The sequence below is a fragment of the Streptomyces sp. NPDC046862 genome (assembly GCF_040704615.1).
Taxonomy (GTDB): Bacteria; Actinomycetota; Actinomycetes; order Streptomycetales; family Streptomycetaceae; genus Streptomyces.
This window is the reverse complement of the sequence record NZ_JBEYXP010000074.1, coordinates 1-15,274: the sequence shown is the minus strand read 5'-3', so window position 1 is coordinate 15,274 and position 15,274 is coordinate 1. Positions and strand designations below refer to the sequence as shown.

Here is a 15,274-nt window from a genome sequence, read left to right as displayed (position 1 = left end):
CGTGAGCCTACGGTCAGGCGCCGGCGCGTCCCGGCGGACGATGTGGCCGCTGTACGCGGCGGGGTTCACCACTGCGTTCGGCGCGCACGGCATCGCGGCCAATCTCGGCGGTTTCTCGGAAGACGCCGTTACCTCGCTGCTGGTACTCGGCGGGCTGCTCGCCCTGTACGACGGAGCCGAGGTGCTCCTCAAGCCCGTGTTCGGCACGCTGGCGGACCGCGTCGGTGCCAAGCCGGTGCTCCTCGGGGGGCTCGTGGCGTTCTGCGCCGCCTCGGCGCTGTACACGGTGGTGGACAGCCCGGGCTGGCTGTGGGCGGCGCGTCTTGGCCAGGGGGCCGCTGCCTCGGCCTTCTCCCCCTCGGCTTCCGCTCTGGTCGCCCGGCTCAATCCGGCCGCACGGCACGGGCGGGCCTTTGGCAGTTACGGCTTCTACAAGTCGATCGGCTACACCCTCGGCCCGCTGCTCGGCGGTGTGGTGGTGTGGGCCGGGGGTCTGCGGCTGCTGTTCGGTGTGCTCGCGGTGCTCGGTGCGGCGGTCGCCGTCTGGGCCGCGCTCGCCGTACCCGTCGTACCGCCGCTGTCCAGGGCTCGTCAGACGGTGCTCGACCTGGCCCGGCGACTGGCCGACCCGGCGTTCCTCGTCCCGACCGCGGCGCTGGCCGCGGCGACCGCGGCGCTGTCGGTGGGGGTGGGTTTTCTGCCCGTCTCCGGGCGGGCCGCGGGTCTTGGCACGGTGGCCACTGGTGCCGCGGTCTCGGTTCTCGCCGCCTGCGCCGCCCTGGTCCAGCCCAGGGCCGGGCGGGCCCTGGATGCCGGACGCCTCACCGCCCGTTGGGGGTTGACCACAGGGCTGCTGGTCGCCGCCGCCGGCCTGGGCTGCGCCATGCTGCCAGGCCTGCTCGGTGTGCTGTCCGGGGCCGCCCTCATCGGTGTGGGAACCGGGCTGATCACTCCGCTCGGCTTCGCCGCCCTGGCCGCCTCCACTTCCCAGGAGCGGCTCGGCCAGACCATGGGGGCGGCGGAACTCGGGCGCGAACTCGGCGACGCAGGGGGCCCGCTGCTGGTCGCCGCCGTCGCCACGCTCACCACCCTCACCTTCGGCTACGCGGCCCTGGCCGTTGTCCTGGCGGCGGGGGCGGCGGTCACGGTTACCCACCGCGGTGTCGCGGCAGCGGCACCCGCGGGCGAGGCGAAGACATGACCGGACCGTCTTGAGTCGTGCTCCTCGGCTCCGGCACGGGTGAGGGTGCCCTGTCGGCGCCCTGGTCAGCAGGGCAGGTCAAGGATGACGGCGGCCCCGTGACCGGTGTTCTCGGCATGCGCGGTGCCGCCGTGGGCGGTGGCGACCGCTCGGACGAAGGCCAGACCCAGCCCGGATCCGGAAGTGGTGCGGCTGGTGTCGGCGCGGGCGAAGCGGTCGAACGCGCGGGGCAGGAACGCGGGCGGGAAACCGGGCCCGTCATCGATGACGGTCACCCGGAGGACGCCCTCGCGTACCTCTGCGGCGAGGTGGACGTCCCCGTGTCCATGGCGCAAGGCGTTGTCGATCAAGTTGCCGATGGCCGGCCGTAGCCACCGGACGTCCACCCGCACGATCGCGGGGGCGGCGTCGACGGTGAGGGAACGGCCGTCGCGCTCGGCGGTGCGCCGGTGCGGGGAGACGGCGCCGTCGAGGAGATCGGCCAGGTCCGCCGGGGCTCGGACGACCTGCTGGGTGCTGCCGGTTTCCTCCAGGTCCAGCAGGGCGTTGGACAGGTCGATCAGCCGTTGGACCTCGGTGTCGACGGACCGCAGGGTCCGGGTGAGTTCGGCGGCCGTGCGCGGGCGGTGCAGGGCGACGTCGAGTTCGGCGCGCAGCAGGGAGAGGGGGGTGCGCAGCTCGTGGCTGGCGTCCGCGACGAACCGGCGTTCGCGTTCGGCGGCGGCTTCGAGGCGTTGGAGCATCTGGTTCAGGGTGTGCCCGAGCCGGGTGAGTTCGTCGTCGCGGTCCTCGGGCACGGGCAGCCGCAGACCCGAGGTGCCGCCGGCCAGGCTCGCGGCACGGCGGCGGTAGCGTTCCACCGGATCCAGTGCGGCGCGGGCGGTGCGGTAGCCGACATAGGAGGCGGCGAGCAGGGTGAGGCCGGCGGCGATGGCGAGTTGGGCGAGCAGCTCGCGCAGGGCCTCGTCGCGGTGGCCGCGGCGCAGGGCCGCGACGGCGATCACGGTGCGGTGATCGGGCAGCCGTACCTGCTGGGCCTTCAGCCGCAAGGTGTGCGGGTCGAGGGGCAGCAGCCCTCCGATGTCGCGGCGGACGGTGGCGCCGTGGGTGACGGACGTGATGTCGGAGGCGGTGAGCAGCTGCCTGGTACGGACGAGGTCGCTGGCCCGAATGATCCGGCCGCGGGTGTCGAGGACCTGGTAGGCGCTGCCGTCCGGGCCGCCGAGCCTGTGGCCTGCGAGCAGGTCGACGCGGAGTTCGTGGTAGTACGTGGCCAGGTCCGCGTCGAGCTGCTCGTCCAGGGCGTGCTGGACCCGCCAGTACACCAGGCCGGCCGCTCCACCGAGGATGAGGGACATGGTGACGGCGACCGCGAGCACCAGGCGCAGCACGATGGGCAACCGGTGCCACCGGCGCGGGCCTCGCGGGCGGCGGCCGGCCTCCGCCGCACCTACCCGCGGTGTCGCGGACGCACCCTCGGCCGTCGTCATGTCCGGGTTTCCAGGCGGTAGCCCGTGCCGCGCAGGGTGGTGATGCTCTCCCGGCCGAAGGGCTTGTCGATCTTCGAACGCAGTTTGGAGATGTGCACGTCGACGGAGTTGCTGTGCAGGTCGGGCTCGCCGTCCCATGCCTCCTGCAGCAGCCGGTTCCGGCTGACCACCCAGCCGGCGTTCTCCATGAGAATCTCCAGCACGGCGAACTCGCGCCGGGACAGGTCCAGTTCGAAACCCGCTCGCCAGGCACGCCGCTGCCTGGCGTCGAGGACGAGATCACCGACCTCGAGACGGCCGGAGAGGGCGGGCCTGCGGCGGGAGACGGCGCGCAGGCGGGCGCTCAGCTCCTTCAGGGCGAAGGGTTTGACCAGATAGTCGTCGGCGCCGGCGTCCAGTCCCGCGACGCGTTCGTCGATCGCGCTGCGGGCGGTCAGCAGCACGACGGGGACGTCGTTGGCCTCCCGGCGCAGGGTGCGGCACACCGTCACACCGTTCATGCCGGGCAGCATCACATCCATCACGACGGCGTCCACCCGCGGGTCGCGGGCCGCGAGAAGCCCGCTGGGCCCGTCGTGGCGGGCCTCGGCGGTGTGTCCCGACTCGCTCAGGTACTGGACGATCAGGCCGGCCAGCCGGACCTCGTCCTCGACGACCAGGAAGTGCACGTCGGAAGGGTAACCGGCCCGGCGCGGGTGGGCGCGTGACGTCCGGCCCCGCATCGCGCCAAAAAGGCTTAATGGTCTGTTAATGCGACATCCCTAGCGTGTGTCACCGGACGGCAGGAACTGCCCCGGCCCGCCATCGGAGGCGGCCGTAGCCGTGAACGGAGACCACGACCATGCACGTCCCCATGTCCCTGCTCGCCGGCGAGCCCCTCGACTCCGCACCGACGGTCGCAGACCTGACGGCGCGCGCCGCCCCGGACGTGCCGGCGCTCCAGGCGCTGGTCCGTTGGCTGTATCGGCGCCGCCGCGCCCTGCCGGAGATGCCGTGGGCCCGGGCGGGGCTCAGCCTCGGCCTTCCCCGCGGGGGCGCGTAGTGTCGGCGATCACTTCCGCCGTTCCGTCCCGGCCGCGCTCCCGCCCCGCCGGGACGAAGGTCGCGGCCGAAGGTCTGCTGCCACTGCTCGCGGTGGCGGTCTGCTTCACCCTGGCCCAATTGCTGTTCGTGGTCCCCGGACTGAATCCGAGCTGGGACGAGACGGTGTACGTCAGCCAGGTCGCCCCGCACATCCCGTCCGCCTACTTCAGCGCGCCACGCGCCCGCGGTGTGCCGGTCCTTGTCGCCCCGATCACCCTCCTGACCTCGTCCACGCTCGCCCTGCGGTGGTATCTCGCCGTCCTGTCCGGCGCCGGGCTCTTCCTCGCCCTGCGGGTGTGGCGGCGGCTGCGGCCGACGGTGGTGCTCGCGCTGGCCGGGCTGCTCTTCGCCGGCCTGTGGGTGACTCAGCTGTACGGCCCTCAGGCGATGCCGAACCTCTGGGTCGCCCTCAGCGGACTCGCCGCGGTCGGCTGTTTCCTGCGGGTCGCCGGGGACCGCGGCGACCGGCGGGCGCTCATCGGCCTGGGGCTCGCCCTCGCGGCCGCCGCGCTCTTCCGTCCCTCGGACGCGGTGTGGCTGTCCCTGCCGATGGCGATCGCCGGGCTCTTCGTGCGCCGCTGCCGGCGGCCGGAACTCCTCGCGGTCCTGGTCGCCGGTCTCGCACTCGGCGGCGCGCAGTGGATCATCGAGGCCTATGTGTCGTACGGCGGCGTGATCGCGCGACTGCATCGCGCCGGCGCGATCGAGGGAGGCATCAGCTGGCATGTCGCGATCAGCGATCAGCTGCGCACACTGGCCGGCGGCCCGGAGCTCTGCCGCCCCTGCACGGTGCCCTGGCGGCATCGCACGAGCGCGATCTGGTGGTTCGCCACTCCGATCCTGACGATCGGCGGCGTCCTGGCGTCCGCTTCGGCCAGGCGGCTCGCCACGGCTCTGCTGCCCGCCCTGTGCGGCCTGTCCGCAGCAGTCCCGTATCTGCTGCTCATCGACTACGCGGCCCCTCGTTTCCTGCTCCCTGCCTATGCGCTGCTGTCCCTCCCCGTCGCGGACGCCCTGACCGCGACCGCCCGCTCCGTACGGCCCTCCTGGCGGCCCGTCGGCATCGCGCTGGTCGCCGCGCTCGTCCTGGTGCAGCTGTTCAGCCAGCACCTGGTGCTGACCCGCGCGGTCCGTGCGGCCTCCGATGACGCCGGCGACTACGCCCGCATCGCCGCCGACCTGCGGACGTACGGGGTGCGGCCGCCCTGCCTGGTCACCGGCCGCCTCGCCACTCCCGTCGGGTACCAGGCACGCTGCGCCTCCGGGCAGTTCACCGGACACAACCAGAACACGACCGTCGCGAAGATCCTCACCACCACCCGGCACGAGCCGGTCGCGGTTCTGGTGCGGCCCCACCACAAGCCCCCCGCGTACGCCCGCCAATGGACCTCCCGTCCCCTGCCCGGACTGCGCGTCCACCGCGGCTACCGCGTCTATCTCCCACCCAAGTGACAGGCGGGGTCTGTTCGTCGGCGTGGCGCGCGAAGGCCGCCTCCTGGTAGGGGTTGCCACCTGGGCACGGTGAGATCGATATGCACGGTGCGCGGTCAGCCCCGTTCCCTCTCGGTCCACGGACGGAGTTTCTCCGGGTTGCGGACCGCCCAGATGCGGGTGATGCGGCCGCCGGTGAGGCTGAACGCCGCCACGGTCACCGTGACGCCGGCGCGCTGGGCGACGAGGCCGGGCTGGCCGTTGACCGTCCGCTCCAGGAGCGTCAGCCCAGGCGCTTTGTCGGCGATGTGGATCAGGTACTGGGCGATGCGAACGCTGCCCCCGACCGGACGGAGGACGGTGCCGACCATTCCGCCGCCGTCGGCGATCATCGTGGCGTCGGGGTCGAGAAGATCGACGAGGGCCTTGATGTCCCGGGCCTCCCACGCCTCCTTGAAGTGCCGCACCAGGCCGGCCTGCCCGGCCGTCGGAACCACCGGAGCGCGCGCGGCGCGGATGCGCCGACGGGCCGAGGACGCCAGTTGCCGGCAGGCCGCCGGTGTCCGGCCGACGATGTCGGCGACCTCGGCGAAGGGGTACCGGAAGACGTCGTGCAGGATGAACGCCACGCGTTCGGCCGGCGTCATCGACTCCAGGACGACGAGGAAGGCCATGTTCACCGACTCGTCCAGGGTGACCCGGTCGGCGGGGTCGGCCATCCCGGCCCCGCCGCCGCCCGCCGGCCCGCCAATCCACTCCGTACGGTCGGGCAGCGGCTCGGGGATCCATTCGCCGACGTAGCGCTCGCGCCGGACCCGTGCCGAGCCGAGCATGTCCAGGCAGATGCGGGTGGCCACCGTCGTCAGCCAGGCACCGGGCGACTCGATGGCCTCCTGCCGTTCTCGCGACATCGCGTACCAGCGCGTATAGGTCTCCTGCACGGCGTCCTCGGCCTCGGCCAGCGAACCGAGCAGCCGGTAGGCGAGATTGATCAGATGTCGCCGCTCGCCGACGATCGCGCTCAGGCCCGGCTCGGGCCGGTCGTGCCCTGGTTCTGCTGGGGTGCTCATCGCCGCGCCCACTCCCTGGTTCTTCTCGTCCGTTTCCGCTCTCGCTGCTTCGACGAAGCAACGCACAGGAATGTGAGGGTGGCGCTTCGCCTCACGTTTCGCGGGCCCACGTCGTCGGACCACCGGGACACTACCGATCCACCGCCGCGGGGCAGAAGAGGGGACCGTGCCATGGCCACACAGACGACGGCAGCACACCGCAGCTTCACGTTCCTGCGGGTCGCGATAGCCCTGCAGACCCTGGCCATCTTCTTCCAGGCGGTCACCGCGGGACTGTTGCTGTCCTCGTCCCACGGCGAGGTACTCCACAGCGTGGGAGCACGCGTGATGTACGGCGCGTCGATGGTGTACGTGCTCGCCGCGATCCTGGCGTGGCGGCCTGGCGGCGGGGCGCCGCGCCCCATCCTGTACGCGTCCGGTTTCCTCGTACTCGCTTCGGTGCAGGTGGTGCTGGGCATCGCGCACATGCCGTCGCTCCACGTCCCCCTGGGCATCCTGATGTTCGGCCTGAGCGTGCTGGCGCTGGGTCAGGTGCTGTCCGCCCGCCTGTCGGGGCGCTCGGACACCCGGTCGTAGCCGCCGCGCGGGCGGTGAGCACAGCCGGAGAGGGCTCTGCGCACGGTCCTGTTCACGCACAGCAAGCGCATCCCGGCCGGCAGCCGCACCCGTGCTCCTCCGCGTCGACCGCTGCCACGTCGGCCGCTGTCACGTCGGCCGCTGTCACGTCGGCCGCTGTCACTTCGATGGTGGCCGACGGTGCGCAACAGCCCTTCCCCTGCCAGGCGTCACGGCCCTCCTTGATCGCGAGGGTGGCGATGACGAGAGCGGCGATCGGGTCGGCCCAGGACCAGCCGAGGGTGGCGTTGAGGAGCAGGCCGATCAGGAGAACGGCGGAGAGGTAGGTACACAGCAGGGTCTGCTTGGAGTCCGCCACCGCGCTGGCGGAGCCGAGTTCACGGCCGGCGCGGCGTTGCGCGGCCGAGAGGAAGGGCATCACGGCCAGGGACAGGGTGGCCAGCACGATGCCGGTGATCGAGCGGTCGGCCTCACCGGTACCGGTCAGGGCGCGGATCGCGTCGACCGTGACGTAGGTGGCAAGGGCGAAGAAGGAGAACGCGATGACGCGCAGGGCGGTCCTCTCCCTGGCCTCCCGCACGGCGTGCTCACGGGCGGAGAACTGCCAGGCGACCGCGGCGGCGGAGGAGACCTCGATGACCGAGTCCAGGCCGAAGCCGATCAGCGCGGTCGACGACGCCACGGAGCCCGCGGTGAGGGCGACGACGGCCTCGATCACGTTGTAGGTGATGGTCGCGGTCACCAGCAGCCGTATGCGGCGGGCGAGTGCCTCGCGGCGGGACGGTGACGGTCCCAGGGACAGGGATTCGGACACCGTCAGCAGCAGCCTTTCGTGGCGGCGTCGGGGCAGGTCTTGTCCTCCTCGACGGCGACCACCGCGGCGAGGAGGTGGTCCAGGGCGTGGCCGAGACGTTCGTCCGCGAGTTCGTAGCGGGTGCGCCGGCCGTCGGGTGCGGTGATGACCAGGCCGCAGTCCCGCAGGCACGCCAGGTGGTTCGACAGCCGGGTGCGGGAGACGTCGAGAGCGTCGGCGAGGTCGGCCGGATAGGCCGGTGCCTGCCGCAGGGCGAGCAGGATCCGGCAGCGAATCGGGTCGGCGAGCGCACGGCCGAAGCGGGACAGCACGTCGATGTCGGGGGTGACGGTCAACACGAACACGACAGTACAGCGATCCATGAATTCAGGAAAACCTGAATCGATCGGCGCCCTCGGGCCGAAGTTGACGACGCACCACACTGGACGGCGCGGCTAGAGCTCGATCTCGATCTCCTCCACGTCGGTGAACTCCACACCCAGGCCTTGGGCGCGGGTGTTGTCGGCGCGGAAGTACATCTCGGCCAGGCCCTCGGCCGCGATGCGCTGGAGTTGCTGTTCGGTGGCGCCGGCGTCGCGGGCCTCGAAGAGGCGGTCCGCCCAGCGCGGCGGCAGGGCCTGGGTGATGTCGCGGATGCGGGCGTCGTCGGTGGTGCCCGGTGCGGCGGTGAACCCGAAGCGGGCCCGGGTGGAGACGACGATGCCGTCGGTACTGACGGCCTTCTTCTTCGCCTTCGCCCTCACCTGCGGCTGCCAGCGCCGTTTCACCTCACGCTCGATGCGTTCCCGCAGTTCCCGGCGGGGCCGCTTGAGCTTGCCGACCACGTACCGCTCCACGGTGCGCTGGGACACTCCCAGCGCCTGGGCGACGTTCCTGGTCCCCTTGAGCTGCTTGACCAGATACTTCATCTGCGCCTGCGCGGACTTGGGCGCAGGGCGGGTGAACGCTCCCTGCAACGCACGGTCCAGGCTGTCCCCGATCGAGTCCACCATCGTCGGCTATTCCCCTTCCCCAGCCGCCTGGTCGGTCTTGATGAGGTTGGCGAGGTTGAACACGCCACCGTGCTCCTCGAACTGCTGCTCCGCCCACAGCACGGTCCGGGTGCCCTGGTGCTTGACCATCCCCGGCGAGATGCCCAGCCGGAACGTGCCCGGCACGGGCTTGCCGTCGTCCATGTACGGCAGGACGTCGAGCGGGCTCGGGCCGGTGGAGGGGTAGACGATGGCGTCGGTGCCGATCGCGACGGGGTAGAGGCCGACCGCGGCGGCGGTCTTCATCAGCTTGCGGTGCATGCCGACCCTCACGCTGGACAGCACGGCGGCCCGGATGTCGGGGCGCCACGTCTCCCTCGCGAGGGCGGGCCACGGCTCGTAGTACGGCATCTGCCCCCGGTTGCGCTGGCGCAGCTTGCCGATGCCGCCCTTCGCGGTCGACTTGATCGCGTTCACCAGCAGCGCCATCGTCGGGTCGACGTCCTTGGAGCGAGCCATCGCCTCAAGGAACTCGCTCCCGCCCATGGCCGTGGTGACGCCGAGATCGGCCATCGTCGTCACGTAGGCGTCCCGCAGCCGCTTGTACCAGGGGTCCAGATAGCGACCGGTCTTGGTGCGCACGTACGCCTCGATGGGCGCGACGTCGAAGCCGAGCTCCACCGCGTACGCCACGGTCGGGGTGGCGTACCAGGCCGGGCCCTCGGGCCGGTCGCCCTTCGGCGTGAACGGGCTGGGCAGCCGGTCACCGTCGACCGTACGGCCGTTGATCCGCACACGGGAGAGGTCGACGTGGCTCAGATCTACCAGCCACGAGCCGGGAAGCGCCGGATCGAACCGCGGGTTGCCGGTCAGGTGGGTGGGGCCGTTCAGCCCGACGGTCAGTCCGTTGGCGGCCGCCGCGAACGCCATGTTGACGTCGATCGCGACCAGATACGGCTTCATGCACTCCTCGTCGGTCAGCCGCCGGCACCAGTCGTAGGGCTCCTCCATCAGGATCTCTGCCGGGGTGCGCAGGTGGTGCCGCGCGAACCGGCCCTTGAGGTTCGGGTGCTCGTCGGGGACCTCGCAGTCCACGACGTCGTACACCGCGGTGAGCGCGTCCGCGTTGAACGCCCGCCGGAACTCGCCGGTCGCCTCGTCCTTCTCCGCCCGGGTCGGCGGCCGCAGCGCCGTCATCAGCTCCAGGCCGGTGACCGCCGTGGTGCCGCGCGGCGTCATCACCCGCTCCGCGTACGTACCCAGATACCGGGCCAGGTCCGCCGGGTGCATGGCCGGCAGTCGCGGGGCGTCCTTCCTGTCCCACTCCCGCGCGTCCAGCGCGTGCCAGGCCGGGATGCACAGTTGCACGCAGTTGCGCTGGGCCCCGTCGGCCGGCCGGTAGATCCGCGCCCACGGCCCGAACCCGCGCTTCGTGAGCTGCCATTCGGCACGGGCGAGCTGCTTGATCACCTTGTGACTGTCCTTGAGCCGGCCCGCGCGCCGCTCCTCCTCCGACAGCTCGGCCGGCAGGCCGTAGCGCTCCAGCGCGGCGGGAGTCAGGACCAGGACCGGGTCGCCGTCCTTGCCGTTGCGGTGCAGGCGGGCCTGTCCGAGCTTCGCGTCGGACAGCGTCCACTCCACCAGCGCGGGGAGGGACTTGGCGGGCACGTCGAGGACCAGGCCTCCGACGCAGTACGCCGACACCTCACCGTCGTGGACGTCGACGACCGCCAGCGGGCCGTTCTCGAAGCGCGGGGCGGCTGTGGCCGTCGAGGCGGTGGGCGTCTTCGCCGCCTTGTTCGCGCCCGGGCGACGCGACGTCGATGGTGAACTGGCGGTCCACGGCGACTTGGCGGTCGACCGCGGCCGTGCGGGCGCTTCCGCGGCGGCGGGAACCGATGGAGCCGGGGTGGGCTCGGTGGGGAACGCGTCCGGCACGGCGGGCTCGGCAGCGACGGCCTCCGGCGCGGCGGGCTCCGTGGTGAACGCCTCCAGCTTGGCGGGCCCGGAAGCCGCCGCCTCGCCGTTGGGGGCGGGGAAGCGCGCGGCCAGGCCTTCGAGCAGCCGGGCGTAGGCGGCGCGCTGCGGCGCCCGCGGTTCGGTCCTGCCCGACTCCCAGTTCCCCACCGCTTCCCGGCGGGTACCGAGCGCCGTCGCGATGTCGGCCTGCGTCAGATCGGCGGCCTCGCGCAGTCGCCTGCGCTCAGCGGGCGGCGGCAGGTCGTTCTGGTCGACCCGGTGCAGCAGCGCATCGACAGCGCCGAGCAGCTCGTTCTCCGTGGGCACAGAGCTCACCTCCGATGTGCACCCTATCCCCATCGCGCCCTGAATCGCTCGAGAGTTCACTCATCAATTCACTCGTAAATTCGCGCGTTGGATCGCTCGCCCCGGAGCAACTCCGACCCGGCGACGAACACGGCGGGTTCTCCAGCCGGGGGTGCCCGCACCAACTGGCACTCCCACGCCCTGGGTCAGGTCCTTCACCTCACCGACGGCGTCGGTCTGGTCGGCACCCGCGACGGCAGCGTCGTCCGCGTCAGCGCCGGTGAGACCGTCAAGGCCCGGCCGGTGAGGAGCACTGGCACGGCGCCACCGACACCAACCTCATGGCCCACATCGCCATGGTCGTCGGTGACGGAACCGGTGACGTCACCACCTGGCTGGAGCCGGTCACCGACGAGCAGTGCGCCGCCGCCCTCGCGACCGTCACCGTGACCGGCTGACGGCCGCGCCACGCAGTACCGGAGGGACCCCCCTCACTCAGACAGAGCGACGTTGACCACAGCCGTCTGGCCTGGCAGCACCCGAGCGGTACGCCGTGTACGAGGAGCACTCTGTGGGATACACCCGGGCCGACTGGTCCGCGCACTTCACCGACGGCGCGGTTTCCGACCACTGGGAGACGAGGAGAAGGAACTGCTCGCCGAGCAGGTTCCGGCGCACCCAGGGGGCGGACGGGCTCTCGACGCCTGCTGTGGGACCGGTGACCTGGCCGTGTTCCTGGCGTCGTTGGGCTACGCCGTAGACGGTGCCGACTTCGCCGAGGGTGCCCTCACGCGGGCACGCTCGGAGAACGCCGACACGGACGGGGTGCGGTGGCTGTGCCTGGACGTCGAGCATGACGATCTGGGTCATCTGGACGAGGACGGCTACGACCTCATCACCAAGCGACTCGCTGTCGCCTTCATCCGTCACCGCTGCAGCACCCTGCGCCGCCTGGCCTCGCGGCTGCGTACGGGCGGGGCTCTCGTCATCATCACCCCCCTCGCGGAGAACACGCCGGCCGAGCGGCGCCACATCGCCCTGGACGAGGACGAACTCGGTGTGTTGTGCGAGGCGTTCGAGTCGGCCGAGCGGTTCGACGCGGCGGGCCTTGCCGTGCTGGTGCTGCGTCGGCCGGGGGCGGGTCCTGCTGGGCCGCTCCACCCGTGTCTTCCACTGGACGAGCTGGAGGAGCTGGACGAGTTGAGGACCGTCGGGAAGAGCGATGCGCCGGAGCCGAGGGAGGAACGACTCGGGAAGCTGACGGGACGTTTCCCGCGTTGCAGCGGCCCCGGGCCGGACGGACACTGTTCATAGGACCTGTGAGGTGCCCGTGGACCGGGGTCGGCGGGGCACACAAACCTCGGACGTCACCCGTCGCGCACGACAACGCGGTGAGCCGCCTTCCGGAGACCGGCCAGTGGACCCACTCCTCGGTGCCGAAAATCCCCAGCGTGGGCGTGCCGCCGCGAGCGAGCTGCCCGATGCACCGAGCCGCGGTTCCCCCCGGGCGTCGGCAGGGACAAGCCATGGCGTCGGACCACCGTCCCGTGGTCATGGACTTCAACTACCGCCTGAAAACTCCCACATCGCGGAGATTACGGAATACGGAGCTCAAGCATGGCTCGCATCACCATCAACGGAGTGACGCTCGACCCGCTGGCCCAGAGAGACGAGTTGGCCCACGCATCCCTGATCGCCGAGGACGCCTCCCAGTCGAACTACGTTCTCGTCCAGACCGACCACGTGCTCTCCCCCGAGGAGAAGACACAACTGGCGCAACTGGGCGCCGTGATCCACGAATACGTGCCGCAGAACACGTATCTGTGCGGATACCAGCCGTCCGACCTGGACGCGGTCCGCGCGCTGCCCTTCGTGACCTGGGCCGACGTGTATCTCGAGGGTTTCAAGATCGCCCCATCGCTGCGCGGGGAAGGGCTGCGGCCGGACATCTCGGTGCTTCGGGCACCCGCCGACGCCGTGGTTCCGGGGACGCGCGTCGTCGACGTCGCCCTCCACGAAGACGTCGACCCGGGCTCTCAGGAAGTGCGGCAGCGGATCGCGGCGGCGGTCGGGCTCGACCCCGACGACCTGCGTCCCGCCCGCGACAAACTGCGCGTGGAGGTGCCGGAGGAGTCCCTGGCCGCGCTCACGGCCGTGGACGAGGTGCGGCAGGTCGAAAAGGTGCCTGAGCGGGGTCTGTACAACAGCGTCGCCCGACCGATCCTGCACGCCGACATCGCCATGAATGGCACCCCGCAGCAAGGCGAGGGACAGGTCGTGGCGGTGGCCGACACCGGCCTCGACCTGGGCTCCACCACGAATGTCCACAGTGCGTTCACGGGCCGGGTCGCCCGTCTGTACGCCCTCGGCCGGCCCACCCGGGCGGACGACCCCGAAGGGCACGGCACCCACGTCGCGGGCTCCGTGCTCGGCAACGACACGTCGCCCGCGATGGGAGGAGCCGTCCAGGGCACCGCGCCCCGGGCCACCCTGGTGCTGCAGTCGCTCCTGGACCGTCGCGGCCACCTTGGCGGAATCCCCGTGGACCTGCGCGACCTCTTCACGGCTCCCTACGACAGCGACGGAGCGCGCGTGCACACCAACTCCTGGGGCTCGATCGAGCCGGGGCTGCCGTACGACAGGAGCGCGTTCGAGATCGACGACATGGTCTGGAACCACCAGGACCTCGTGATCTGCTTCGCGGCGGGCAACGACGGCAACGACCGGGACCGTGACGGCCGCATCAACCTGGGGGACGTCGGGTCGGAAGGGGCGGCCAAGAACTGCATCACCATCGGGGCCAGCGAAAACCACCGCCCGGACATCCCCTCCACCTACGGCCAACTCTGGGGCCGGGACTATCCGGTCAACCCGATCCGTGACGACCGGCAGGCGGACGACCCGGACGGAATGGCTGCCTTCAGCAACCGCGGACCTACCCGGGAAGGCCGGATCAAGCCGGACGTCGTCGGCCCCGGCACCTCGATCCTCTCCGCGCTGTCACGTTCCGCGGCGAGCCTCCCCGATGACCCCTTCGGCTCCTCCGCGGACCCGAGGTTCCACTTCCTCAGCGGCACCAGCATGGCCACGCCGCTGGTCGCCGGTTGCGTGGCGGTCCTGCGCGAGACCCTGGTGAAGAACGGCACCCCCCGGCCGAGCGCGGCGCTCATCAAAGCCATGCTGATCAACGGCGCGGTGGAGCTCCCGGGTCAGTACACCCCGTCGGAGGCCGGCCCGTCGCCCAACAACAACTCCGGCTTCGGCCGCGTCGACCTCTCCCGCTCGGTGGTCCTTCCGGGAGACCACGACCGTGCGGGGTTCCAGGAGGGCGGCCCGCTGGACCAGGGTGAACAGGAGGTTGTGCGCATACGGGTCCCGGAGCGGAACGGCGGTCCGGTGCCGATGTTCAAGGTCACGCTGGTCTGGACGGACCCGGCCGGCGCGGCCCTGCAGAACGACCTCGACCTCGTCGTCCAGGCTGCCGACGGCCGTGAGCGCCACGGAAACATGGGCACGTCCGCCGGGTTCGACCGCACCAACAACGTCGAGCAGGTCCAGTGGGACGACATCCCCGCCGGAGACGTCGCGGTCATCGTGCGCGCCCACCGCATCACCCGCTTCCCGCAGCCGTACGCCTTCGCCTGGCGCGTCTCCTGACGTCCTGTCGTCGACAAGCCGGTTCGCTCTCCGCCGGAGACCAAGTGCGGTCACTCCGATGCGCGCCGTGGACGCCACGTGCCGTCGAGGGCGATGCCGGCGGCCGCCGCGATCCGGTTGCGTGATTCCATGAGCCGGGTCCTCGGCGCCGCCAGGTCCTCGTCCACTACACCTCACGCAGCTGCCCGAGAGCAGTTCGGCGAACCGCCACGCACACGCGACGTGGCTTCGACCTGCTGCCCTTGAAGCCGATGTGCCGAGACACTCACAGCTCTTCACAGGCCTTCCCCCGCAGAGGGTGATTCGCAAATGTGATCACCCCGACTGACAGGCAGTCAGGCCGCTGTGCCTAGGCTTTGGTTTCCTTCCAAGCTGATCGGAGCACGACATGCATCGCCTTGCCCCCGTCCTGGTGGCAGTCACCGCCCTCGCACTCGCCGGCTGTGCGCGGGACTTCGACCAGGGTCCCGATGGGCAGGTCACTGAAAAGATCAAGGACGGGAAGACGTTCTACCTGGTCGTGGATCCGGCCAAGGCAGGTAAGGAGAAGAAGTTCCGGGTCAGCAAGTACGACTACCACGACTGCAATCGGGGCTCGAAGTACCCCAAGTGCACCAGCGACTAAGAGAGCATCTGATCTGAGTAGTTGGTAGTTAGGGATGATTTTGTGACGGCTGGTGTGGGCGGTCGTTAGGCAAGGTGTGAGTGCTCGTCGT

Annotated in this window: 14 protein-coding genes and 1 pseudogene; 8 read left to right on the top strand and 7 right to left on the bottom strand. The window is 71.1% G+C overall.

The annotated features are described in order from the left end of the window. The first annotated feature begins 40 nt into the window (after positions 1-40). Positions 41-1,201: an MFS transporter gene (locus AB0959_RS47615; RefSeq protein ID WP_366833228.1), complete on the top strand. Its 1,161-nt coding sequence runs from the start codon at positions 41-43 to the stop codon at positions 1,199-1,201. Positions 1,202-1,266: 65 nt separating this feature from the next. On the opposite strand, the gene AB0959_RS47610 is transcribed toward AB0959_RS47615, so the two are convergent. Beyond that, positions 1,267-2,691, bottom strand: a complete 1,425-nt coding sequence (locus AB0959_RS47610; RefSeq protein WP_366833193.1) for a HAMP domain-containing sensor histidine kinase — start codon at positions 2,689-2,691, stop codon at positions 1,267-1,269. Then, positions 2,688-3,359 (bottom strand): response regulator transcription factor, encoded by a 672-nt coding sequence (locus AB0959_RS47605; protein WP_366833192.1) that lies wholly within the window; start codon positions 3,357-3,359, stop codon positions 2,688-2,690. Before AB0959_RS47605 ends, AB0959_RS47610 begins: the two co-directional genes overlap by 4 nt. A 173-nt stretch (positions 3,360-3,532) precedes the next feature. Between AB0959_RS47605 and AB0959_RS47600 the strand changes: the two genes are divergently transcribed. Continuing rightward, positions 3,533-3,733 (top strand): hypothetical protein, encoded by a 201-nt coding sequence (locus AB0959_RS47600; protein ID WP_366833191.1) that lies wholly within the window; start codon positions 3,533-3,535, stop codon positions 3,731-3,733. After that, complete coding sequence (locus tag AB0959_RS47595) at positions 3,733-5,226, top strand: hypothetical protein (protein ID WP_366833190.1); 1,494 nt, start codon at positions 3,733-3,735, stop codon at positions 5,224-5,226. The genes AB0959_RS47600 and AB0959_RS47595 overlap by 1 nt, the downstream gene beginning before the upstream one ends. Before the next feature lie 95 nt (positions 5,227-5,321). Here the strand turns inward: AB0959_RS47595 and sigJ are convergent, their stop codons facing one another. Further along, positions 5,322-6,275, bottom strand: coding sequence for an RNA polymerase sigma factor SigJ (gene sigJ / locus AB0959_RS47590; protein WP_366833189.1), 954 nt, complete (start codon positions 6,273-6,275; stop codon positions 5,322-5,324). Positions 6,276-6,446: 171 nt separating this feature from the next. On the opposite strand from sigJ, the gene AB0959_RS47585 reads away from it, so the two are divergent. Continuing rightward, entirely contained in the window at positions 6,447-6,851 is a 405-nt protein-coding gene (locus AB0959_RS47585; RefSeq protein ID WP_366833188.1) for a hypothetical protein, read from the top strand. Positions 6,852-6,903: 52 nt separating this feature from the next. On the opposite strand, the gene AB0959_RS47580 is transcribed toward AB0959_RS47585, so the two are convergent. The 4 genes from AB0959_RS47580 to AB0959_RS47565 form a co-directional block, all read right to left on the bottom strand. After that, on the bottom strand, positions 6,904-7,671 hold the full coding sequence (locus AB0959_RS47580) for a cation transporter (RefSeq protein ID WP_366833227.1): 768 nt from the start codon (positions 7,669-7,671) through the stop codon (positions 6,904-6,906). Continuing rightward, positions 7,668-8,003, bottom strand: coding sequence for a metalloregulator ArsR/SmtB family transcription factor (locus AB0959_RS47575; RefSeq protein ID WP_366833187.1), 336 nt, complete (start codon positions 8,001-8,003; stop codon positions 7,668-7,670). The genes AB0959_RS47580 and AB0959_RS47575 overlap by 4 nt, the downstream gene beginning before the upstream one ends. Positions 8,004-8,099: 96 nt before the next feature. Beyond that, a complete protein-coding gene (locus AB0959_RS47570; protein ID WP_366833186.1) occupies positions 8,100-8,657 on the bottom strand; it encodes an XRE family transcriptional regulator in 558 nt (185 codons plus the stop codon). 6 nt (positions 8,658-8,663) lie between these two features. Further along, on the bottom strand, positions 8,664-10,922 hold the full coding sequence (locus tag AB0959_RS47565; protein ID WP_366833185.1) for a helix-turn-helix transcriptional regulator: 2,259 nt from the start codon (positions 10,920-10,922) through the stop codon (positions 8,664-8,666). A 150-nt stretch (positions 10,923-11,072) separates the two neighbouring features. Between AB0959_RS47565 and AB0959_RS47560 the strand changes: the two are divergent. The 4 genes and pseudogenes from AB0959_RS47560 to AB0959_RS47545 form a co-directional block, all read left to right on the top strand. Beyond that, positions 11,073-11,359 (top strand): annotated as a pseudogene (locus AB0959_RS47560) (cupin domain-containing protein); the annotation flags it as partial. A gap of 52 nt (positions 11,360-11,411) precedes the next feature. Continuing rightward, positions 11,412-12,215, top strand: coding sequence for a class I SAM-dependent methyltransferase (locus AB0959_RS47555; RefSeq protein WP_366833184.1), 804 nt, complete (start codon positions 11,412-11,414; stop codon positions 12,213-12,215). A gap of 303 nt (positions 12,216-12,518) precedes the next feature. Continuing rightward, a complete protein-coding gene (locus tag AB0959_RS47550) occupies positions 12,519-14,558 on the top strand; it encodes a S8 family serine peptidase (protein ID WP_366833183.1) in 2,040 nt (679 codons plus the stop codon). Positions 14,559-14,946: 388 nt separating this feature from the next. Continuing rightward, a complete protein-coding gene (locus AB0959_RS47545) occupies positions 14,947-15,183 on the top strand; it encodes a hypothetical protein (RefSeq protein WP_366833182.1) in 237 nt (78 codons plus the stop codon). The last annotated feature ends 91 nt before the right edge of the window (positions 15,184-15,274 follow it).

Bases quoted from the DNA above. Each gene is read 5' to 3' on its own strand.
- sigJ (WP_366833189.1), bottom strand. From the start codon at position 6,275: ATGAGCACCCCAGCAGAACCAGGGCACGACCGGCCCGAGCCGGGCCTG.
- AB0959_RS47615 (WP_366833228.1), top strand. From the start codon at position 41: ATGTGGCCGCTGTACGCGGCGGGGTTCACCACTGCGTTCGGCGCGCAC.
- AB0959_RS47545 (WP_366833182.1), top strand. From the start codon at position 14,947: ATGCATCGCCTTGCCCCCGTCCTGGTGGCAGTCACCGCCCTCGCACTC.
- AB0959_RS47585 (WP_366833188.1), top strand. From the start codon at position 6,447: ATGGCCACACAGACGACGGCAGCACACCGCAGCTTCACGTTCCTGCGG.
- AB0959_RS47550 (WP_366833183.1), top strand. From the start codon at position 12,519: ATGGCTCGCATCACCATCAACGGAGTGACGCTCGACCCGCTGGCCCAG.
- AB0959_RS47600 (WP_366833191.1), top strand. From the start codon at position 3,533: ATGCACGTCCCCATGTCCCTGCTCGCCGGCGAGCCCCTCGACTCCGCA.
- AB0959_RS47570 (WP_366833186.1), bottom strand. From the start codon at position 8,657: ATGGTGGACTCGATCGGGGACAGCCTGGACCGTGCGTTGCAGGGAGCG.
- AB0959_RS47610 (WP_366833193.1), bottom strand. From the start codon at position 2,691: ATGACGACGGCCGAGGGTGCGTCCGCGACACCGCGGGTAGGTGCGGCG.